Here is a 21,253-nt window from a genome sequence, read left to right as displayed (position 1 = left end):
CACCTGGCGGGGCGGCTATCGGGCGGCGCGCAGTGCTGCGGTGGCGGCGTGGCCGATGGCGTGCGCGGTGGCTGTGGGATCGGCGAGCGGGTGAACGGTGACGCCGTGCAGTGGCTCCACGCGGGGGCTGTCGGGTGCGAGCCACAGCACGGCGCATCCGTTGGCGCGCAACCGATCGACGCGGCGCTGCCCTTCCCGGCGTGGGTCGTGCCGGTACCGGCCGTCGGAGACGATCACCAGCAGCCGCGCGGCGGCGGGGCGGTAGAGGTCCAGGGCTCCGTCGAGTGCGTCGATGGCGCGTGGGATGTCCTCGTAGTTGTCGTCGGCGTCGAACTCGGTGACGTGTGCGGGGGCGGAGTCGGGGCGGGTGATGGCGCGCACCCGGTTCCCGAAGATCACGGTCGCGGCGGCGGCCGGGATCTCGGCGTGGTGGGCGGCGTGGTTGAGGATCCAGGCGGCGGAGGCGACAGGTCCGGCGAAGGCTGACATGGATCCGGACACGTCGCAGGCGATCCCGAGCCGCAGGGGTGGGCTGGGCGCGATGCGCCGGGTGGTGCGGGTGAACGGTTCGGCGGTGGGCAGCGCACCGGCGGCGCGTTGCGCGTCGGCGGCCAGTGCGCCGCGCATCCGCAGCCGCCCGGGTGGTGTGGGCGAGGTTGTCTTTGTCGCTACACGGTCGCGGATTCCGGCTGTGCTCAGTGCGCGACCGAGGCGGCGCGCGGCAGCACGTTCCTGCCCGGTGGGGGGCCGTGTCCCGGTGATGGTGGTCTTCCCGGTACGCGGCCCGCCGATCGCGGAGAAGACCTTCCGCGCGGCTTTCGCGGCGTCTTGTTGTGCCTGGCGTTCGGCGTTCGCCGCGTCCGCTTCGGCCGTCGCGGGGTCGGCGGGAGCGTCTTCGGTGGCGACGGCTACGGCGGTTCGCGCTGCGGCCACGGCGATAGCGCTGGCCAAGGGTGATGGGGGCCCCGTTTCACCCGGGGTGGCTTCCTTTCCGCCTGCCCCGGCTGTGGGGGAGGGACGATCTGGGTCGGTGCCGAGGGCTTCGCACCAGCGGCGGCCGAGGTCGATCATGGTGTCGGCGTCGCCGTCGTCGACGTGGTGCGCGGCCAGCCACACGTCGCGGAGCTCGTCCAGGGTTGACGTGCCGAGGAGTGAGTCGACGACGTTGCCGACGATCTTTGTTTCGTCGGGGGTGAGGATTCCGGCGTCCGTGCGGGCCAGGAGCAGGGCGGCGGCGTGGGCGGCCGCGTGCGGCGTCATGCTGGGGGCGCGGGTGGGATCGTTGGCGTGGGTGTCGGCGAGGATGAGGTGGGTAGCGCAGGCGCGTAGCCAGTGCCGGTCGTCGGGGCGGCGGCGGATCTGGTTGGCCTCGATGCGGGATTCTTCCAGCAGCATCGCGGCGTCGACCGCGCCGGGTGGGGCGTCGTGGGGTGGTTCCCAGACGGAATGGCGGGCGTGGGCGCATTCGTGGGTGAGCAGGCCCCACGCTGTGGCGTAGCGGGCCCGGTCGCCGAGGCGGTCGGGGGTCATGGTGGCGGGGTCCACTGTGCCCAGGTGGGTGCCGTCGATCTCGATCGTGGCGTGGTGCGGGAAGTAGCAGGCGGGCGCCCCGTGCCCGGCCCCGGGGGCGATGGTGACGAGGAGGTCTTCCCGGTCGGCGATGACCGGAACCTCGTCGGTGAGGGTGGCGGACAGGCGCAACCACACGGCGTCGCGGGAGGAATCGAGGCGGGTCTTGTCGACAGCGGTATCGGTGACCAGGTGCGTGCTCATGGGGATCGTCTCCAGGACTTTCGAAGTGGCGGGGCGTGGGGGTTAGACCCGTGGCCCGAGTGCGAGCGGTTCGATCACGGTGCCGAACGCGTCGCGCACGGCCACCGCTACGGTGTCGCGGTCCTCTTCCGGCGCGATACCCACGAGATTGGCGGCGGCAGCGTCCGCACCCAGTACGGCGGAGATCCGTTCGAACGCGATCAGTTCGCGAAGCTGCGGGGCCCAGCGGACCTCGCCTTTGCGTTGGCGCGTCGCGAGATTGCGCGCCACGCGCACCGCGCGGCGGTCGATGTTCAGTTGCTTGGCCAAATCGAAGTCCGTGGAGACCTGGATCTGCGCGGAGAACCGTGACGAGAGGGCGTCGGTGAGGACCGCGCCGTGCACGCCGGGGTTGTGTCCGGCGACGACGTAGAAGCCGGGCTCGGCGGTGACCACTTCGCCGCCGTTGGCTTTCACGGTGATCTGGCGGCGTCCGTCCATCGCGGGATACACCACGGCCAGCACGGTAGGCGGGATCAGGGTGGCGTCGTCGATGAACAGGCACCGGCCGTCCCGCATCGCGGTGACCAGGGGGCCGTGGACGAAAACGTAACGGCTATCCGGGGTTTGGGTGTATTCCCCGACGAAGTCCGCGACCGTGGTGTCCCCGTCGCCCTGCACTGTGATCAGGTCCGGGAAGGCGGCCTCGACGACCGAGGTCTTTCCCGTTCCGGGGGGCCCGTACAGCAGGGAGGACACACCTGCGGCGCGTAGCTTGCGCAACGCGGTGACATCCGGCACCCCCGACAATTGGCGGGGGTGGTAGGTCTGCCCGTTCGGGCGGGTCACCGGACCCGACACGGGCGCCTCTTCCGGGGGCACCGGAGCCGGGTGTGGCGCCTCTGGTTCCGGTACGGCTGGCGTGGGCGCGGCTGGTGTGGGTGCGGCTTTCCGGGGTCGGCGCGAGGCTTTCGCGGGGCTCGCCGCTGGTGTGCTGGGGGCGGCGGCACCGGCGGTCGCGGCCGTCGCCCGGTAGCGCAACGGCGTGAGGGAGGTCCTCTCGGCCTCCCCGCGATCGGTGAGCACCTGCAACGCGTTGCCGACCGCGCCCGACGAGCGACCCAACTTTTTAGCTATGTCGCGTGGCGTGAATTCCGTTCCCGCGTGATCGGAGAGCCATTCGGCGACAATCCGCCGCAGTTCGCCACTGCGCAACCGCGCACCCCCCGTAGTGCCCGAGGGCACCGGTGCGGGCGCGGGCGTTCCTGGCGAACCGGCGGGCGGTGTCATGTGCAATTCCCCTTCCCAGGTGGTGGGCCACACAACCGGCGTCTCGTTTTCGGCGGCATCGCTGGATTCGCGGGTTTCGGCGGTAGGGTGGATCGCGGCCATCGGCACGGTAGCTCCCTCGGTGAACATAGCTCCGCCAGGGGCGGCATTTCGGTGATTTCCCGGTTCCCCCGGTGATGGTTCAAAGATAGCTCTGTGCCGCGCACGATTCAACAAATAACGCCCCATTTTCACGACTCTTCTCGAATCACCCCATAGGATCCGGCCTGCCGTTATTCTGAAATCGCCCACATTTCCTATTCAAATCCCAAGTGCTGGGCGAATAGGTCACTGAAAGCGACGACTTGAACAGTTTCTGAAAAATAAAATGAAAAACAATAATAGTGGAGGGAGGTTATTTATCGGGATACAGGTGGTGAGAGGCGTGGTGGGAGTGTCCTGACGTGATGCCTGGCCCCGCCCGCCTCGATGTTTCTCCCGGCCTGTGGCCAGGCCAGTCGGGGATACCCGCGGATCCCCCGTGAGGCACGCTACGCAGCGGGGGACCGCCGCCCGAGGGGGTGGTCGTCTAAGCGCCGCCTCCTGCGGATCCCCCTGGTGATCCTCCCTATGCACCCCCGTATCCCCAGCACAGGCCCCGCGGCCCCGCCTCGCACCACGCGGTCGACGGCGGGGCCGCGGGGCCTGCCGGCCGGCGGCCCCGCCTTCGACTATCGAGCGTTGTCGTAGGCCTCGACGATCTCCGCGGGGATACGGCCTCGGTCGGACACCTGAAAACCTTGTTCGCGAGCCCACGTGCGAATGGCCAGGTTGCGTTCTTTGTCCGTCGTCTGCGGCGCGGCGGCTTTGGCGGGCTTGATAGTCGCGCGCTTTCGCCCCCCGGTCCGGCGGGCATGAGACACAAACGGTGTGAGGGCGTCCCGGAGTTCAGTGGCGTTGTCCTGGGACAGGTCGATCGTGTAGTTGACTCCATCCAGGCTGAACTCGACGCTGGCCTCAGCGGGCGTGCCATCGATGTCGTCGACGAGCGCAACGGTGACTTTCTGAGCCATGTAGTTCCTTTCGTTTGCCCGGTATCGTGAAATGCCGGACGTCGGTGTGGAAACGGATTGTAGGGCAGCCGCCGGAGATAAAACCCACGGAGCGCCGCCGCGTCCGGGTGGATTACAGTCGCGGCATTCTCAAGGATGTCACATGTGCTGGCTGTCGCGGGCGGCGATGTTCTATGATTTCGCAGCAAGGAGTACGTGCTGACTTCAGGGCCCCTGTCATGGATCTCTGGACTTGATATTGGGATGGTGCTGTGGCTGAAAAGACCGTGGTCGAGTTCGTCGATGACATCGACGGCTCACCCGCCGAGCAGACCATGACGTTCTCTGTGGAGGGGGTGGTCTATGAGATCGACCTCAACGCCCACCACGCGCAGCACCTTCGGGACCTGCTTCAGCGCTACATCACCCACGCGCGTCGGGAACCGGCTCACCGCGGGAACCGGCGCGCCGAGCGTGAGCAACGCCAGGCCCGCGAGACCAACAAGGGCCTCACAGCACAGATTCGACAGGCAGCCCAGCGCACCCGCGAGCACCTCAGCCACCAGCCTGCCTCGGAGCAGACAGACCACACCGATCCCAATCCCCCGGCGGAGATCACGGAGATCACGGTGGTGGAACCGCACACCAGGAAAGAGCCACGGAATCCCCAGCATGCCCCTGAGTTGGCGCCCCCGCAGTTTTCCTCGATCTAGCAGCTCCGGCAGGCTGCCCTGCCGGCTGCGCAGGGCGCTGCCGGAGCCGGGTGGACTTGTTGTGCCGACGGTCAGAGCGCCCCTCGCCACAGGTGGGGCGGCCTGACCGTCGGCACCGCTGGCCGGGTTCATCATGGCGACGGCTTTTATGTGTGGCGGGACGGCAGGGCGCGCAGTCGTGGTGAGCTTGCGGTGTTCTGCGGTGCTGCGCCGGCCTGGGGTGCTGCGCTGGCCTGTGGTGCGGGCAGGGCGGCGTGGATCAGCGGCGCGGCGCGGTAGGTCCAGCCCGGGCCTGCGTTCTTCCAACAGCCCAGCATCAGCCAGCGTCCGTGACGGGTGAGCCACAGCCAGACGTCGACCAGATCGGGATCGTCGCCGTCGGCGGGTGGAAGGAGCTGCAGGACAACGGTTCCCGCGGGGAGGGAGGCGGGGCTGAGGTTCGGCTTCCAGGCCCCGGTGAAGCCGGTGAGGGCCTGGTGGGGGTCCCGGTCGGTGGAGGTGATGACGATGCCGCCGGTGTCGCGGGGCATGCGCATGGGCGGCGGGGGACCCAGGGTGCAGGTGAGCCGGGTACGCGCGGCAGGTGAGGGATACGGCGGTGCCGGAGCCTGGTTCAGCCGTGGGCCAGGGGCACGCAGTTGCTGTGCCGGTGGTGTGTGAAGCCGCGAACGGTCTACTGAGGACATTTCTGTTACCTCCTTGGTGACATTCGATTCGTAGGGGCCAGTGGTATATGGACGCTCCGGTCAGGGGCGCTGTCAACCGGGGTGTGGCGTGGCGGGGTGAGCTGCACCGGTGTGGCGTATTCCGGTGTCGGCGTGTGGTGGTTGGGGAACCGACCGGATGACGTGCTGGGCGTGGCGGTGTTGTAGCGCGGTAGCCAGGGTCTGGGTTTCTGGTGCGGGTTCGCAGTCGATGTCCCGCAGCCGCACTTCGAGGAGCGCGAGGGTGCGGGGGATGCCGTCGTGGATGCCGAGACGGTCTTGCAGTCGCATGATGTCGCGGTAGAGATGTTCGTTGTAGGGGTCGAAACCGGTGGCGGTTTCCAGCAGTTCCAGGGTGTGCCGGGGATCGTCGGCGACGTGATGGCGGGCCAGTTCGCTGATGGCATTGATGGCGGTGCGTTGCGCGGCGTGCCGCACGGGGTGGATCCATTCGGAGTCGATGCCCGCACCCAGCTCGCCACGGTAGGCATCCACGATCTCGCGTAGCACGGTGAGGCGTTGCGTCGTGTTCTGTGTACGGCGGCTATCGGAATCGGCGTGGGCGAAGTGGTGGTAGTCGACGTCGACGAGATCAGGGTTGAGCCGCAGATGCCGGTTGTGGGTGTCGACGATCTCGCCGGCCAGGCCGTGGGTAGCGCGGGTGAGAGTGGCGCGCAGCCGGGAGAGGGCGGTGTTGAGCGCGTTGGTGGGCCGTGCTGAGGGACTGGTGTGCCACAGGTCGGCGATCAGCGTGTCGCGGGCGACGCCCTCGGGATGCACCGCGAGGTAGGTGAGGAGTTCTTGCTGGCGTGGCGAGAGCTCCCCGGTGATCTCCCACCAGGTACCGGATTCATCGCTGCACGACAGAGCAAAGCAACCCACAACCCGCAACGACAGCACCCCAGCGCCGGTGTCCGGCGCCTCGGTGATCCCGAAGGATTCCACGGTGGAGACCGAGTCCTCCGTACCGGCAGCGGCGCCGCTGTCCGTGGACCGGCAGGTTCCTTCAACCTCTGGCAGTGAGGCTGGTGGGGGCGCTGGCGAAGGCGTTTTCGCCTCGGCTGGATTGTTTCGTGGCCGCTGGGGTGCGACGTGGTGGGCGAGGGTGAGGAGGTCGTCGGCGGCGGGCGGAGTCGCGGTGAACATCCGGACGCCCACCAGATCTCTCGCGGTGGCCTCGGGAAATCGCTGAGGTCACGATCCCGCCGGAGTTGATGGTCAGCGTGGTTCCCGAGACCGACGGTCCGAGCGCGAGCACGACCACACCGCCGGGCCTCGTGTGCGATCGCCTCAACAGGGCAGCGGTCTGGGCCGGCAGTGGTGCGCGCACCACGAAAACCTCCAGACGCTGGTCGTCCTCCCCGGGGCTGCTGGCAGCGGTGGTGAGGGCGTCGGTCACCTCCAGGGGGTGAGGCAGCTCGCCGTAGTGGGGGAACAGGTTGTTGGCGAGTGATTTCTGCAGCACAATCCGCGGGCCGTGGCGGTGCTGGAGATCGAGGATGAGCGCCCGCATCGCGTCCTCGGCGCCAGGCCCGGTGAGCCCGAGCCCACCGACGGCCGCAAGGTCCAGCCGCACGGTCGCGTTGTCGTCGACACCGAGCTCCGCGACGACGTCACCTGGTGCTGCGGCACCCTCACCGGTCTCGCGCTCGCGCTCGTGTTCGTGATCGTGATCGGCGGAGGGGGACTCGGTGTCGAGGCTGGGTTGGGTGGCGCGAAGGTGGGCGAGTTTGAGCTGATACACCGTGGGAGCAACGGGGTAATCCGGCGTCGGTGCGGCCCCGGGACGCTGGGTGCGGCGGTGGCGTGTGCGGGCGAGAACCAGCGCGGCACTCGCGGCCGCGGCCAGCCCCAGGCCGAGGAACACCCCGGACGCGATCTCCACCCCCGGCCCCTGTTCCAGCGCAGCGGCCGGCTGTGCAGCCGACCGGCCGTGATCCTCCGGTGACGGAGCCTGAGGGTGTGATGTGGTCGCGCGCGGCGTGTGATCGGGCGGTGCGGGTGCGGGGGCACTGTGGCCTGCCGGGGGTAGTGCGAGGCGCCAGCCGGGGAAAAGCATGTCCGGGTCGCGCAGAACACGCCCGTCCGGCTGTGGCTGGTGGGCGTTGAGCTCGGCGATCTCCTGCCAGCGGTCGGGGGCGCCGAGCTCGCGTCCGGCGATCGCGGTGAGCGTGTCACCGGGTCCGACAGTGATCCACCGCGCGTCCTCGGGAATGACCGCGGGGGCGGGGAGATGGGTGGCGTCGCCCGGCAGCAGGAGGACCGAACCGGTGAGCAGGCAGTAGTCGTCGCCGATACGGCCGGTGTTGAGTGCCGCGATGTCAGGCCAGCGGTGGGGATTGCCGAGGTGGCGTGCCGCGAGGCCCCACAGGGTGTCGCCGCGAACGACCTCATAACGGGGGTAGTCCGGACGCAGGTCGTCGCTGACGGTGGTGGGGGTGCTGGGTTCGGGCAGGCCGGGAGGCCCGCCCGAACCCAGCGGGACGGTGGTGCCCTTCTCGTGGGGCATCGGGAGGACACCACCGGGGTACTGGGGTGCGGTGACCGCGACCGGATCTGTCACCGGGGCGGCGGACACAGTGGAGGGAGTGCTGGCGAAGGTCGCGGCGGCGACCAGCGTGGTGATCCACCCGCGAGGCCCCATCGCCGCGACACGCTCACGCGCACGGCCGGCGCCGTAACGCAGGAGAAGCAGGAGATCGCAGAGGCTCCACCACAGCATCACCAGCCAACTGCCCCACCCGGTCGCGAAGATGAGCAGGAGGAGCGCACCGTCGGAGCCGAGGTCGAGGCGCAGGGCCTGCCAGGTGTCCTCCAGCCAGGGCCGGAGCTGGTCGATCAGCGGCGGCGCCCACGGGGAATCGTCGAGCACCGGCCACGACAGCTGCGGCATCGTGATGACCTGCCCGGCGAAGGTCAGAACGACGGGCAGTCCGATGAGGAGCAGGGCGAGGCCGAGGACGGCGGCACCGGCGCGAATCCGGTCGGCCGTCGTGGCGCGGGGCGGGGTGGTGGTCATGGTGTGCTGCCGGGGGTGTTGGTGCCGACGGCGAGTTGGGCGGTCGCGGAGCCGGTGACGGTGTGGGTGGTCCAGAGCAGCCCGATCGCGGCGGGCTCGGAATGCCAGACGGTGACGTGCACGGTCCGTGCACCGTCCAAGACCAGCGTGCCGGTGTGGTGGGTGGCGGTGAGGTAGCGGCGCGCGGCTGTGGCGGCGTGAACGGGGTCGAGGGTGATGGCCGGGCCGCGGGTGTCCAGGGCGGTGAGCGCGGCACGGGCAGTCTCGGCGGCGATGGCGTCGGCGCGTGCGAGCACGCGTAGCCGGTCGGCGCCGTCGACCAGGACCGCGAACACCAGCAGCAGGCACGGCGCGAGCACGGCGATGAGCACGCTCACCGAACCCTCATTGGGTAGGCGCTTCCGGTGGCTGGTCATGAGCGTGTCCGGTACGGGTCCACAGGACTGCTACTGGCCGCATCGAGCCCGACCCTGCCCGGCAGTCCGGGCAGGCTGGTGAGGTCGGACAGCGTCACCGTGCAGCGCAATCTGATCGTGACGACCCCCGCTTGTCCCGGGCGGGTACCGAAGCCGCTGGCGTCCAGGGTGTGCTGAATGTCCGTGCACGACAGGTGTTGTTCGCCCAGCACTCGTGTACCGGTGCCGACGGCTGCGGCGTGAGCGGCGGTGGGGGTGCGGGCCAGGGATGCGGCGCGGGCGGCGGCGGTGGCGGCGTGTTCCAGCGTGGTGTGGGCGGTGACGATCCGGCCCCCTGCGACCATGAGCACCAACACCAGCAGCACAACCGGGGTCAGGACGGCCAGTTCCACGCTGGCCGAGCCCTTGTTGTCGAATGGGCGCAGTGTCATGGTGTGCTCCCGGGGGTGGTGAAGCGCTCTTTGGCGGCGCGGGCTTCCTGCTCGATGCGATCAAGCCCGGGGATGGGCAGCAGGCGGGGTGCGGTGGCGGCCACCCGCACCGTGACCGCACGGTCACCGATCTCGGCGGTGACCACTGGGGCGTCCACGACCGTGGCCGCGCGGGCCAGGAACGCGGTGGCGGCGTTCTGGGCGTCGTCGGCGGTGCCGGTGACGGTGCGGGCGGCCTGCACCCCTTGCTGGGCGGCGGCGAGACAGAGGGTGCGGGTGTGCCACCACAATCCGGCCTGCAGCACCGTGACGAGCAGCAGCAGCGCCAGCGGCGCAAGCACGGCGAGCTCGACCGCCGCCGACCCGGTGTCGTCCTGAGTGTTCCGGCATCTGGTGTGGACAGACGTGGCCTTCATGAGCGCATCCCCGGGCGGTTAGCGGATCTGGCCTTGATACTTGGAGACCACGGCGGTGATCGCGGCACCGAGGCCGAGTGCTGCGGCGAGAGCGATCGCGGTGAGCACCGCCTTCTCGGTGCTTTCCGATCCACGGTCATCGAAGCGTGCCCGCATCCAGCGGTCCTGGACGGCCTGGCCGGCGATGGCTATCCAGATTCCAAGGAGAAGGACGGTGGTGGTGACCTGGTGACGCGTGCGTGCGGTCAGCATGATGATGTCCTTTCATTCCTGTTGGTGTACAAGGAAAACCCTCGGTTTCTATCCGGTGAGGAGCCGGACTATGGCGGGGTAGAGGACGAGGAGGAGGAAGCCGAGCATGAGCGCGGTGACCGGGAGCGTGAGTCGTTCGGTTCGTGTGTTGGCATCGGCCTTGTCGGCACTTATGTCGGTGGCGCGTAGGCTCGCGGCCTGGGTGGTGAGGCTGGTGGAGATCGCGGCGCCGTCGGCGGCGGTGGCCGCCAGGTCCGCGACCGCCACCAGCTCCCGCACCCGAATTCGTTCGCCGAGGTCGCGCAGCGCATCCCACGGGGAGTGTCCACTGTGCTCGGCGTGGGTGAGGGTGCGGTGCAGGCGCGTGAACAGCCAGTGCTCGCCCACGCCGGCGGCCTCTCGCAACGCCGGGCCGGGGGCGTGGCCGGCGGCGCGTTGCTGGGCGATGAGCTCCAGGTACACCGCCAGCGCGCGACGTCCGTCCTCCCGCGCCTGCGCTGCCTGGTCCCGGATCTGCCAGACCGGCACCATCGCCCCCACACCACCCACGGCACACACCATCAGCATCGACACACCCAGCGGGAACACCACCCCGACCACCGTCGCACTGAGGGCGAGAACGGCTGCGGCGGTGAGGCTTGCGGCCGCCCACCGCACCCGCGCGGCCACGTAGCCGGCGGGGGCGCGGTCGAGCAGGTCGAGATCGTGCACGGGAATGCCCAGCCACGGGTGCCGGGCCCGGTGAGCAAGCTCGGTCACGCGGGCGAGCAGACCAGCCCGCCGTGCTTTCCAGCCGACGGCCGGGCGCGTGCGCGTGGTGAGGTGGCGGACGGCTGCGGCGAGGTCCATCGGCGCCGGCCCGGCCACGACCCGCACCCCGGCGGCGAGCCCGAGCCCGAGCATCGCGCCCAGGCCGGCGGCGATCTGGAGTACGGGGTTCATGGCCGGCTCCCGAGGTAGCGTGACCTGGGCGCGGCGGTGGACAGGCGGTGCATCCGCCACAACGCTCCCGCGAAAATCCCGACGACCCCGGCCAGCACTGCCTGCCCTTCCCAGGACGTGAACGGGGCGAGGTAGGGGTGGGCGAAGACCAGCAGCCCACCGGCCATGACCGCGGTGATGGCCACCAGAGTCCGCACCGTGGTGCGGGGTTTGGCGCGGTCGGCCTCGATCTCCCGCTGGGCCGCGACACGCGTGTTCAACGCAGCGGAGAGGGCATGCAGGTTCTCCACCAGACCGCGGCCACCGGAGCGCACGCGCAGCAGCAACGCCAGCACGACTTCGTCCACGGCCGGGTCGGCAAGCTCGTCGGCGAAGGCCCGCAACGCCCGCTCCGGTCGGTCGCCCGGTAGCCGGTCAGCCAACCGTCGGAGCGCCCCGGTGAGAGGTTCGGGGGCGGTGTCCGCGGAGCGGGCGAGCGCCTGATGCAGGCCGCCGGCGCCGGAGGCCAGCAGATCTCCCACCCGCCGAGTCCACACTGCCAGCGCGTCCTGCAGCGCGATCGCATCCCGTGGCCCGGCCGGTGCCAGCAGGACCGGCAATCCCAGGACCGCCGCGACCGCAGCGAGACCCGCGACCGGCCACCCGCTGAACCACCACACCCCGCTCGCGACGGCCGTGGCGAGCAGTCCACGTCGCCACCAGCGGCGGACACGCCGCCACACCGACACCCAGAAGCGCCCCGCTGGACGCCGACCTAGACGCGGCGGTGCCGCAAAGGTGAGCAACCCCAGCACCAGCCCAGCACCGAGCACGAGTCCACACAGGACAGAAAAGGAGGAGATCACCGGTCCTCGTCTCCCCAAGGGTGGGTGTCCCACCTACCGTGGTGATGCTGGAAGATGCCGCGGTCCAGACCGCGGGCTTCCAACCGGGCCAGCAGGACGGGGCTGGGGGCAGAGGCGGGCACAGCGCGCCCGTCACCCGGCCGGGGCACGAACAGGCTGGTGAGGTCCGGGATCGCCGCGTCACCGACCTGGCCGACTTCGGCGATCTCGGTCACGAACCGCTCCCGCCTGCCTGCGTGGTCACGGCGGGCGACGTGCACGATGAGATCCAAGGCCGAGGCGGTCCACCGGTACGCGGCCTCCACCGGCAGGGGCGGGGTGGCGAGCTGGCCGAGCGCGGCGATGCGGTCGGGCACGGCCCGCGCGGAGGCCGCGTGCAGGGTGCCCATCCCGCCGGCGGCACCGTTGCCCAACGCGCGCAGCAGCGCCGTGATCTCACCACCGCGGACCTCGCCCACCACCACCCGCGACGGCGAATGCCGCAGCGTCTGCTTCAGCAGGTCGTCGAGGCTGACCTCGCCGACCCCTTCGGCGTTCGCGGTGCGCGCCTCCAGGGGTGTGACCAGGGGATGTTTCACCGGGTTCAGGTGCAGCCCGAGCTCGTAGTCGTCCTCCACGGTGACGATGTGCTCCCTGTCGGGGATCTCGTCGCACAATGCCCGCAGCAGCGTGGTCTTGCCCGCATACGGGCCCCCGGTGACCAGCAGGTTGAGCCCGGCGGCCACGGCGACCTGCAGGAAATGCAGCAGATCGGTATCCAGGCTGCCCTGGTGGTGCAGGTCGGTGAGGGTGGTGTGGGCCAGGCGGTGGCGGCGGATGGCCACCCGTGGCCGGCCGCTGATCTCCCGCACCGCCGCCAACCGCGCGCCCAACGGCCCACCCCCGGGAAGGCGGAGATTCCCGATCGGCCTGGCTGGTGAGAACTCCCGGCTGGTCTGGCCCAGCCGCGCGAACATCGCCTCCAGCAACTCCACCAGCTCCGCATCCGAGGCGGCGACCGCATGGGGCCAGCGCTGCAGACGGCCATCGGCCAGCTCCAGGAACACCTGGTCGTGGCCGTGGATGTGGATGTTCTCCACATCGCCGCGTTCCAGCAAGGGCTGCAGTCCACCCAACCCCGCCAACGCGGCCAGCACCGCGGCAGCAAGCACCCGTTCGTCCTGTTCGGACAACGACGGATCCCCGCGAGAGGCGCGTTCGTGAGCCCAGGCGGTGATTTCCTCGGCCACCAGCGACGCCCGCTGCACCCCGTGCGAACCCTCGCCCTGCAGGCGCCGGGCCACCCTCGCGCGCAACGCCCGCACCGTCGCCGGATTGGGCACGAACCCCGGCCGATCCACACCGATCGGGGGCTGCCGCTGCTCGTTGATCCCCGTGCTCATGCCGCACCTTCCTGAACGACGCCGTTGGTGACCGTGGTGTTCGGGGGCGGAGGCGGGGTGAGACGGACGTGGAGGCGACGCGCGGCCATCCGGCTGGTGCGCAGCAGCGCGCAGTGGCGAGGCTTGAGGGAGTGCGCGCAGCCATCCGAGAGCACACGCGCCGCGGCCGGGTCGTCCGGCAACTCCAGCCCGACCGGGATCCCCAACGCTCGGGCCACACCGTCGGCTTCCCGGCTTGTGGTTGCCGATACCGCAGCCCCCAGCCGGGTGATCGGCACCAGCTCCCGCAACGCTGTGATCAACGGCAGGGCGGCCGAGACATGCCGCAAGCTCGGGCGAACGCCGACCAGGACAAGGTCGGCTTCGGTGACCAAGGCCCAGGGTGTCTCGGGCACCCACCGGCCCGCGTCGATGAGGACGTCGGGCCTGTCGTGGGCGGTGAGGTCCCGGGCGGCGCTGGCCAGCCGCCGCCAGCCGTCCTCGCCGATCGCACCGGCCTGGGCCCGGTTGGTCACCCCTGCCAGCAGCCGGAGGTGATCGTGCCCCGGGACCTCCTGCACATGCCCCGCCAGCCCTTCCGAGGGCACGGCGTCCAAATGCCGGGTCGCGGCGGCGAAACTCACCACCCCACGGCTGGTCGTGAGGCGCCCATCGACCCACCACTGGCCGACCCAGCCCGACAGCAGATCACCCCCGCCCGGGTCCGCGTCGACCACCAGCAGGTGATGCGGCCACACGGTGGCCAACGCGGCAACCGCCGTAGTCACACCGGGGGAACATTTCGCGGACAACATCGTGATCACAGCCATGACAATTCCCTTCACCATCAACAGAAACCACGGATCTACGAGGAGGGGCCGAGCAGCGTCACGAGCGCTCCGCTGGTCGCGGCGGCGCTGGCCTGCTCGGCCAGCGAGTCGGCAATGAGCAAGTCCGCGACGATCGCGCCTTCGGCATCCGGCGGTGACACCTGCACCACCCGCGCCCGGAACCCGCTCCCACTCGGGACCGTTTCTGCCGCTGCGCCGGTGGTCGACAGCGTCACGACCTCGACAGGGTCATTGGGAAACAGCCCGCGAGCGGGAAACCGGCCCTGCGGCAGCCGGACACCGATCACCTGCTGGCCTACCGCAGGCACCCTCTGGGCCATCACGTCGCCGTGCGACAGCAGCTGCCCGGCACGCAAATTGCCCGCAGCCACCTGACCCACCACCCGGCCGCGATCGGCATCAGCGACCACAAACCGGCGAGCGCTCGGCGGAAGCTCCACAGTGGTCACATCCGCACCCGTCACCGGCTGACCCCAGGCCACGTCCCGGGCCAGCAGCAGCATCGGCTCACGTTCCCACGCAGCCGACACCACCATCACCGTCGCGACCGTCGACGCAGCCACCAGCCCCAGCGAGGCCCCTACAAGCCACCACCGCCGTCGCCGAGGCACCCGAGGAGAACCCGCAGAGCCCGCTTTCTCAGACGGACTGGAATCCGGTGTCGTGACCGCGAAAATCCCACTACTGGACATAGATACTCCCAGAAATGAATGCATACAAAGAAAGAGCGTTATTCACGTGAGTTACCAGCCGAGTCGATAGAATTCGAGCGCCGTGACGATGCGGATGATGTTGGAGAGTTCAGCGAGCCGCCCTCGGTACCCGGTGGCAAGTATCTTCCAATTCTTTAAATGTGCGAGGCATCGCTCGACGGCAGATCGTAGCGATGAGATCGTTTTGTTGTTTTTCTTATCTGCCGCCGAGAGTTCGCCGCCTTTCGGCTTCTTGCGAGGCGTAATCGCGCGAGTTCCCTGATAGGCAGGGTCTCCGATGAATGAGGTCTCGACTAGAAGATCTTCCCAGCCGGACTCGGTGAACGCCTTTCGGTCGTGCATGGATCCGCATAGAGGCGTCGATATTCCCAGCAGACCTCCCTCCGTATCGGCGGCGACCTGGATGTTCAGCCCAGCACGGCGACGTTTGCCGGAGTAGTTGTCCTCGTGACCAGCACGGTTACCGGTCGGCACATCGGTGCCATCGACCAGGACGAGCCGGCCACGAATGGCCTCCTCGAGGTCTGGCACATGCAGACACAACGCCTCTCCGATCAGCGGCAGTATGCCTCGATAGACCCGCGATACGGTCGGCTGACTGACGCCGAACAGATCACCCACGGCCGCCTGGTTTAAATTCTGTCGGACATACACCAGGGTGAGCGTGACCGCGCGATACAGCCCCACCGTCGGAGGCCACACTTGTTCTTTACGGCACTGGACGATCTGCCAGATCCGGGCAACAAACTCCTCAATCTGGTCAGCAACAAGCCCCGTAGTAGACTGGTAACGCAACGGCTCCACCTGTAAGTCGTGTTCTGTGAGAAGAAAACGATCTTACTCGATTGGGGCCGTTGCCCTATTTTTAGGTGATCAAGTCGCTAGAATAGCGCTCAAAGAATGAGAAAAGAAGAAATGTGTTTTAGCGGGTGCGGAGTGCTTGGGCCTCGGCCACCGCGAACCGCGCCGGCGCCCGCGAGGTCATCGGCGCCAGCTCACCACCCACGGGCGCGCTGCCATCCCATCCCCGCCATACCACCCGCCACGTGATCGACCACTGTGCCGTGACCTGCTCACCGGGCTGATCCATCGACGAGCGCTCATACACCACATCGCAATCCGGCGAGGCCGCATGCAGCCCAAACGACCGGTCATACGGTGTCCCGGGCCCAGCACAGAACTCCGTCGGCTGCCCCATTCCCGGCACCATCGACAACCGGACCGGCACCGCCGTGGCCTCGGCCCATACCGCGCCGGCCTGCACCCTCTCCCGCTGCGGACGCCAGTCCGCAGGATCTGTCCAGAACCAGGTGTGCTCACCGACCACCGTCGCCGAACGATCATCCGGCAACCGCAGGTCCGGGGAATGCCGAGGCATAGGTAACGGCAACCGCAAACGTTGCGCCGCCTGTTGTGCCAGGACAGCGGGACGTGGCGTCGGGGCAGTGGGTGATCCCGTCGTCGGTGATGCGGCTTTTGGCCACAGGCACCGTCCGTCATACAGCGGTCCCAAGCACCACAGCGGCCGTGAGGCGAGCAGGAACGCCGCATCCTGCGACTGCCCCGGGGCATCGCACAGCAACGTCGAACACATCGCCAACGGCGCGGGCGCAGCACCCGCGGTGGGATGTGTGCTCGCATGGCTGCTGGGCTTGTATGACGCGGGCTTTCCTGGGCGGCCTGGGCTCGTCGCGTCGAGATCGACCGCCGGTGGCGCGTACAAGTTGCCTCCAGGGACTCCGGGCCGCACGACCACGTTGTCTTGCGCTTGAGCCACTGGCGCAGCAGCTAAGCCCACGGCTGCGGCAAGGGCAAGGAGACCGAGGTTGGAGTACATCAGCAGGGCCCTCCTGGAAAGTCCAATCGAGACACGCGCCACGCACCGGACTCGCGGATCACGGTGACCCGGGCGGAGTTGCGTTCGATTCCCACCGTCTTGGGTGTGCCGGTAGCAAGGTCGGACTGCCCCGCTCGGCTCGTGTCTTGGCAGTCGGTGATCGTGGCCTGATCGCCTTCGATGCGCACGTCGGTCCGCGGGGTGTGATCTCGCCGTACAGCCCGGACCCTTCGGCACGTTGCTGCCGAGCCGTGGACGAAATGTGATTCGCGAGTTGCCCGGAGGTGACCCGACGCAATTCGTTTTCCCATTGAGTGTCTGGTTCGTTGTGCGACACCCATGAGATGCGCCAGAACTCGCGGTACACGCCTTCGACGGCCGCCCGCTCGCCGGTGTAGCGACCGGGAGGTGGAGCGATGCTCGGCCCGGAGGGCTCAGGTCCCGGATCGGACGTGCTCGCACACCCTCCCATCAGAGCACCCACGGTCCACAGCACCAGACCGGATGTCCGGGTGAGCACAGTCGTGGTGGTCATGCCCATTCGACTTGTCCTTTCTGCATCAGGATTGTTTACGACAGGACGCCGATCCAGCCGCCGAGGATCAGACTGGGGCCCGCGGCGATCCGGGCTTCGCTGTCGCGGCGGCGGATCCATGCCAGTGCTGCGGTGATACCAAGCAGGAGGAAGGAAGCCGTGATGCCGCGAAGGACCGCGTGCCAACCGATCCAGGCCCAGTACAGCGCCAGCGCACCGTAGAGGGTGACGTCGCCGAACCCCATCCAGTCCGGAATCACCAGGTAGGCCAGGACACCCACGGCGAATACCACTACTGCAGCCAGCAGGGAGCGCACCAGAGCCACACCGTTCTCCGGGTCGGTGATGGTGAGCATCGCGAACACCGCGAGCCCGCCCGCCGCTGTCGTCACTACCCACGCCCGGGGAAGCCGGTGGCAGGCCATGTCGATCACGGCCAACCCGGCCCCGGTGATGCCAAGCCACCACCATGCCAGCAACGCGGGATCGGTCGCGAACCGGCAACCCACGACGAGGGAGACCACGCCGCCGACAGCACTGAACCCGACCATCGGCCCACGCCGCGTCGACCACACGACCCACGACCGCACCCTCCACGCCAGCACACAACCCGCCGCGATTCCCGCGCCAGCAAAGAGAAAACCCGCACCCATCGACGAACAGTGCATCGCGGGGAAACGCATCGCGCCACCCACAGGCGCATGGACGAGATGACGAATCCAGCACTGCATCTCACCTCCCAGGCCGGAATGAACCGCGACGAAACAGAGAGGACTGATTTATCGCCACGATTTCAAGGAAGACCGAGCCTGACATTCACGGATGCCTCGTGTCAGATTTTGACCCCGGTCCACGGCCGCATACACCCGATCGAGCGAGAGCCTGTGAGGACCAGCCGCCCCTGCGCCGCGGACTTCGCGAAACGCATGATGATCGAGAAACCAGCAGCCGCCACCAAATTTACCGCTCGCCGCAACGCGTCTCAGCCGTGGACGGGCTAGTGACATCGGCAGTGCGGCTCACTCTATTGGGTGTATCTACCCGGTGGGGGAGGCCAAAATCTGACGCGGCACCCGCTCCCGTGTCACCGTAGCGAACCCCTCAACGCGGAAAACCATATCCCGGGTCACCGCAGTTTCCTAAGTGGACTCCCCGCATTTCTTTTTCTTCCCGTGCCCAGCGCGGGGAATGGAGTGCATTATGCGAACCGTCTCCGAAACCAACACGCCCCCAGCGTTGTTCATCCTGAGGTGGCAGGACGGCGAAGACTGGGGCCACCTGTCCATGGTCACCCACGCAACCAAGCCGGTCTTCCTCGGCTTCGTCAACCGCGCCATCGACCCCGCTTTCCATGCTCTGAGTCGTGACTGCTCGATCGGCGCCGATGGGTTTCGCGAAGTCTGGTTCACCGGCCGCCTCTCCCGCAACGCATGCGGCGAGGTGATCCGGTGATGAAGCACCACCGGATCACGATCAACGGCGTCGGCGCGGTCACCGGAGACCTCGCGCCCGTCGCCGATGCCATCAACACCGGCCGCTACAGCCCCGAGCAGGCCCGCCGGAACCAGCAGTCCTCCGTCGCTGTCGCACCAGACCGCACCGGCCCTGAACTGGCGGCGCACGCAGGCCACCAAGCCCTCCGCGGCTTCTCCGGCCGCCTGGACCTGCATCTACACGCCACCATCCACGACCCCGGCCTAGATTTCTGGTCGCACAACTCCTATGTTGCCGACCAGCTCAGGCTCGACACCACCATGACGCTCGCGCTCAACGGCATGTCCAACAGCATGATCGCCGGCCTGGAGCTGGCCGCCACCGTCCTCGCCGGCCAACACGGCCACGCCGCGCTGCTCACCGCAGGCGACACCTTCCACGCCCCGCTGTTCGACCGCTGGCAAACCGATCCCGGCATCACCTACGGCGACGCCGGCGCCGCAGTCCTCCTCCACCGCGACTCGCCCCACGACGCCGTAGCCGAACTGATCGCCACCGCCTCCCACGCACAGCCATGCCTGGAAGGCCTGCACCGCGGAAAAACCCCGTGGTACAACGGAAACACCTACCGGCCCCCGATCCAGCTGCGCCACCGAAAAGCCCACTGGCTCGGAACCCACGACGGACCCGGCACCATCGAGGCCCTCAACGCAGCCGCCACCACAGCCGTCGTCAAACAGGTCCTCTACGACGCCGAGCTCGAACTCGACGACGTCCGCTGGGTGCTCTGCCCCCACTACGGAGCCCCACTGGCCCACCGGCACTGCCTGGCACCACTCAGAATCCCCGAACAGCGCAGCAGCACCTTCCTCGCCCGCCGGTACGGCCACATGGGCGCCGCAGACCACATCATCGACCTCCACCACCTCCTCACACGACACCAGGCCACCACCGGCGACCACGTCATCCTGCTGGGCATCGGCGTCGGAATGACCTGGACCGCCGCCCTCCTACGCATCGCTTAACACGTGACGCCGACCCCGCATGAAATTCCGCCCAGGGCGAAACGCGCCCAAAAAGAAAGGAAACGAAATGAGAGACAAAAACAACTCTAGGAACGCGACAACGACGTATATCCCAACCGTCACCGTCCGGTACGCCTCCGCGCTCGTGACAACACTGCTCACGATGATGGGACTGCTCGTCCCGCTCACCGGTGCCATCGCCACAGCAGCACCCAGCATCGGCGATGAGACCATGACCATCGCTAGCGACGCCGTTCCGGACGACGGCTGCATCGCTGGCTGTTGCGAACTAGCGTGTTTGGGAGATTAAAAGCCTTCCGGTGCCCCCGCAGAACTGTAATTCGCCAAGATTTTCGTCGGCTACTTTGACGTCGGCAACCTACTGTTCTTGGCCAGAAAATCCTTCTTCCGTTGCAAGATCGAATTTAGTTCCTGGAATGGAGAAAAAATGTTGAACAACCCAAGCGTCGCACCACCCCCACACCAGGTAGCCGTCGCGCGCACAACGCCACACCCCCTCCACCGGCCGGGGTTGCTCGCCGCACGGGCAACCCCGACTCCCGCCGACCGATCGTTCATCTCGTCCGGCGAACATCCATGCCCCGCGACCACCTCGCTCATTGGCCCAGCGATCCATCACGACTAGGAGATCTCAATGAGAACAAAAGGGTTTACCACCGTGACCATCGTCCTTGCGGGACTCTTGATGTCAGGTGTGGACGGGGCCGCGTACGGGGAAGGTTCCTGCCCGGCCGGATACACCTTCTCCATCCAGGATGGTGCCCGTATCCACAGGTCCAACGACCTGAAGTCGCCTGTCGACGGCATCTACTACACACACCACGACTACCGCGTCCACCAGTTCCTCGGCGGTACAGCCACAACACCGCACTGGGTCAACTTGACCGACGTCACCACCGCGGTGTCTGGTTGGGTGAACGGCAGCGTCGCAACCTGCTTCGCCCCTACCTCACCAAACAGGACGAGCTAGCCAACGCCAAGCGGTAAAGCACCAACTCATAACCCGCTGCGTCCAGAGAAATCTTGCTCTTTCCTTCCATTCAATTCCTCCCACGGTGAAGCACGTCCACATTAGAAGGGAACTAACAATGAAGAGAACCGATCATTCTCGCTCGGAGGTCAAAACCGGTGCAGTGACAAGCGCTTCGGATACCCGCCGCCGACGTCGGCGGTCCGCCGCGCTTTGTCTGTCCGCGATGAGCATGCTGGCCGCGTTCACCATCGGTGCCAGCCATGCCACGGCAGCATCCGATTCCGGACACGACACCACGCAACAACGAGCCGCCTGCGGCTTCTCCTGGTGGACGGAATCAGCAAGCCCGTTCGACTACTACGTCCACGTACACCACCCATGCGCACCCGGCCGATGGGTCGGCATCAACATGTATGGCCTCGATCCATGCCATAAGCTAGACCACAACGGCTGGACGACATTCCGCCTACGCCAGAACGGCATCTCCCCTGACAGCCTCTACCTGGACTGCCGCTAGCCCAGGCGCCAGCCACGCGGACCTCGATCGCTTTTCGAGGTCCGCGCGGCCGTACAGGTACCGAGTGCTTGTGAAAGACAAGCGAATCCAGCCGCCAGTTTCGCGAAGTGTAGGACCAAGTGAGGATCCGGGCAGGGCTGATCCAGCCGGTTCCGCTGGGTCAGTAAACGCTGCG

At 67.9% G+C, this 21,253-nt stretch carries 24 protein-coding genes; 6 read left to right on the top strand and 18 right to left on the bottom strand.

The features are described 5' to 3' along the window. Window positions 1-15 precede the first annotated feature (15 nt). The 3 genes from SSPN_RS0124770 to SSPN_RS0124760 all read right to left on the bottom strand — a co-directional run bounded on the left by SSPN_RS0124770 (window position 16) and on the right by SSPN_RS0124760 (window position 4,094). Window positions 16-1,773: a VWA domain-containing protein gene (locus SSPN_RS0124770; protein ID WP_010310312.1), complete on the bottom strand. Its 1,758-nt coding sequence runs from the start codon at window positions 1,771-1,773 to the stop codon at window positions 16-18. A 42-nt stretch (window positions 1,774-1,815) separates the two neighbouring features. Continuing rightward, window positions 1,816-3,042: an AAA family ATPase gene (locus SSPN_RS0124765; protein WP_029535692.1), complete on the bottom strand. Its 1,227-nt coding sequence runs from the start codon at window positions 3,040-3,042 to the stop codon at window positions 1,816-1,818. A 710-nt stretch (window positions 3,043-3,752) separates the two neighbouring features. Further along, a complete protein-coding gene (locus tag SSPN_RS0124760; protein ID WP_010310307.1) occupies window positions 3,753-4,094 on the bottom strand; it encodes a histone-like nucleoid-structuring protein Lsr2 in 342 nt (113 codons plus the stop codon). 266 nt (window positions 4,095-4,360) lie between these two features. On the opposite strand from SSPN_RS0124760, the gene SSPN_RS0124755 reads away from it, so the two are divergent. Next, a complete protein-coding gene (locus tag SSPN_RS0124755; RefSeq protein WP_237710716.1) occupies window positions 4,361-4,786 on the top strand; it encodes a histone-like nucleoid-structuring protein Lsr2 in 426 nt (141 codons plus the stop codon). A gap of 146 nt (window positions 4,787-4,932) precedes the next feature. Here the strand turns inward: SSPN_RS0124755 and SSPN_RS0124750 are convergent, their stop codons facing one another. The 15 genes from SSPN_RS0124750 to SSPN_RS49260 all read right to left on the bottom strand — a co-directional run bounded on the left by SSPN_RS0124750 (window position 4,933) and on the right by SSPN_RS49260 (window position 17,659). After that, on the bottom strand, window positions 4,933-5,322 hold the full coding sequence (locus tag SSPN_RS0124750) for a hypothetical protein (protein WP_029535691.1): 390 nt from the start codon (window positions 5,320-5,322) through the stop codon (window positions 4,933-4,935). A 222-nt stretch (window positions 5,323-5,544) separates the two neighbouring features. Then, window positions 5,545-6,435 carry an AfsR/SARP family transcriptional regulator gene (locus SSPN_RS0124745; protein ID WP_010310290.1) on the bottom strand — a complete coding sequence of 297 codons (891 nt, stop codon included), beginning with the start codon at window positions 6,433-6,435 and terminating at the stop codon, window positions 5,545-5,547. Window positions 6,436-6,496: 61 nt separating this feature from the next. After that, window positions 6,497-8,509: a LysM peptidoglycan-binding domain-containing protein gene (locus SSPN_RS0124740; protein ID WP_010310289.1), complete on the bottom strand. Its 2,013-nt coding sequence runs from the start codon at window positions 8,507-8,509 to the stop codon at window positions 6,497-6,499. Continuing rightward, a complete protein-coding gene (locus SSPN_RS0124735; protein ID WP_010310288.1) occupies window positions 8,506-8,886 on the bottom strand; it encodes a hypothetical protein in 381 nt (126 codons plus the stop codon). The genes SSPN_RS0124740 and SSPN_RS0124735 overlap by 4 nt, the downstream gene beginning before the upstream one ends. A 35-nt stretch (window positions 8,887-8,921) precedes the next feature. After that, window positions 8,922-9,356 (bottom strand): TadE/TadG family type IV pilus assembly protein, encoded by a 435-nt coding sequence (locus tag SSPN_RS0124730; protein ID WP_010310287.1) that lies wholly within the window; start codon window positions 9,354-9,356, stop codon window positions 8,922-8,924. Beyond that, on the bottom strand, window positions 9,353-9,772 hold the full coding sequence (locus SSPN_RS45635; RefSeq protein WP_010310286.1) for a TadE/TadG family type IV pilus assembly protein: 420 nt from the start codon (window positions 9,770-9,772) through the stop codon (window positions 9,353-9,355). Before SSPN_RS45635 ends, SSPN_RS0124730 begins: the two co-directional genes overlap by 4 nt. A gap of 18 nt (window positions 9,773-9,790) precedes the next feature. Beyond that, window positions 9,791-10,024, bottom strand: coding sequence for a hypothetical protein (locus SSPN_RS0124720; protein ID WP_010310285.1), 234 nt, complete (start codon window positions 10,022-10,024; stop codon window positions 9,791-9,793). Between the two features lie 48 nt (window positions 10,025-10,072). Then, a complete protein-coding gene (locus SSPN_RS0124715) occupies window positions 10,073-10,966 on the bottom strand; it encodes a hypothetical protein (protein ID WP_010310284.1) in 894 nt (297 codons plus the stop codon). After that, entirely contained in the window at window positions 10,963-11,811 is an 849-nt protein-coding gene (locus tag SSPN_RS45630) for a type II secretion system F family protein (protein WP_158309641.1), read from the bottom strand. Before SSPN_RS45630 ends, SSPN_RS0124715 begins: the two co-directional genes overlap by 4 nt. Then, window positions 11,808-13,193, bottom strand: a complete 1,386-nt coding sequence (locus tag SSPN_RS45625) for a TadA family conjugal transfer-associated ATPase (RefSeq protein ID WP_010310276.1) — start codon at window positions 13,191-13,193, stop codon at window positions 11,808-11,810. The genes SSPN_RS45630 and SSPN_RS45625 overlap by 4 nt, the downstream gene beginning before the upstream one ends. Then, window positions 13,190-14,002 carry a CpaE/TadZ family protein gene (locus SSPN_RS45620; RefSeq protein ID WP_010310273.1) on the bottom strand — a complete coding sequence of 271 codons (813 nt, stop codon included), beginning with the start codon at window positions 14,000-14,002 and terminating at the stop codon, window positions 13,190-13,192. Before SSPN_RS45620 ends, SSPN_RS45625 begins: the two co-directional genes overlap by 4 nt. Before the next feature lie 35 nt (window positions 14,003-14,037). Next, the gene (locus SSPN_RS0124695) at window positions 14,038-14,586 is read right to left on the bottom strand and encodes an SAF domain-containing protein (RefSeq protein ID WP_029535689.1); all 549 of its coding nucleotides are present in this window, start codon (window positions 14,584-14,586) and stop codon (window positions 14,038-14,040) included. Between the two features lie 180 nt (window positions 14,587-14,766). Then, entirely contained in the window at window positions 14,767-15,540 is a 774-nt protein-coding gene (locus SSPN_RS51875) for a transposase family protein (protein WP_237710444.1), read from the bottom strand. A gap of 118 nt (window positions 15,541-15,658) precedes the next feature. Further along, window positions 15,659-16,114: a hypothetical protein gene (locus SSPN_RS0124685; protein WP_010310265.1), complete on the bottom strand. Its 456-nt coding sequence runs from the start codon at window positions 16,112-16,114 to the stop codon at window positions 15,659-15,661. Between the two features lie 1,029 nt (window positions 16,115-17,143). Continuing rightward, window positions 17,144-17,659 (bottom strand): A24 family peptidase, encoded by a 516-nt coding sequence (locus SSPN_RS49260; protein WP_010310263.1) that lies wholly within the window; start codon window positions 17,657-17,659, stop codon window positions 17,144-17,146. Between the two features lie 649 nt (window positions 17,660-18,308). Here SSPN_RS49260 and SSPN_RS0124675 point away from each other — a divergent pair. From SSPN_RS0124675 to SSPN_RS55350, 5 genes are all read left to right on the top strand, one after another. Continuing rightward, window positions 18,309-18,560, top strand: a complete 252-nt coding sequence (locus SSPN_RS0124675) for a hypothetical protein (RefSeq protein WP_010310259.1) — start codon at window positions 18,309-18,311, stop codon at window positions 18,558-18,560. Continuing rightward, on the top strand, window positions 18,560-19,567 hold the full coding sequence (locus SSPN_RS0124670; protein ID WP_010310256.1) for a ketoacyl-ACP synthase III family protein: 1,008 nt from the start codon (window positions 18,560-18,562) through the stop codon (window positions 19,565-19,567). The genes SSPN_RS0124675 and SSPN_RS0124670 overlap by 1 nt, the downstream gene beginning before the upstream one ends. A gap of 67 nt (window positions 19,568-19,634) precedes the next feature. Then, entirely contained in the window at window positions 19,635-19,877 is a 243-nt protein-coding gene (locus SSPN_RS55355; protein ID WP_010310254.1) for a hypothetical protein, read from the top strand. Between the two features lie 369 nt (window positions 19,878-20,246). Next, window positions 20,247-20,558, top strand: coding sequence for a hypothetical protein (locus tag SSPN_RS0124660; RefSeq protein WP_010310251.1), 312 nt, complete (start codon window positions 20,247-20,249; stop codon window positions 20,556-20,558). A 163-nt stretch (window positions 20,559-20,721) separates the two neighbouring features. Next, window positions 20,722-21,078 carry a hypothetical protein gene (locus SSPN_RS55350; RefSeq protein ID WP_148272031.1) on the top strand — a complete coding sequence of 119 codons (357 nt, stop codon included), beginning with the start codon at window positions 20,722-20,724 and terminating at the stop codon, window positions 21,076-21,078. The last annotated feature ends 175 nt before the right edge of the window (window positions 21,079-21,253 follow it).

Origin of the sequence: Saccharopolyspora spinosa NRRL 18395 (assembly GCF_000194155.1) — a bacterium.
Classification (GTDB): Bacteria; Actinomycetota; Actinomycetes; order Mycobacteriales; family Pseudonocardiaceae; genus Saccharopolyspora; species Saccharopolyspora spinosa.
This window is presented reverse-complemented; position numbering and strand designations above follow the sequence as displayed.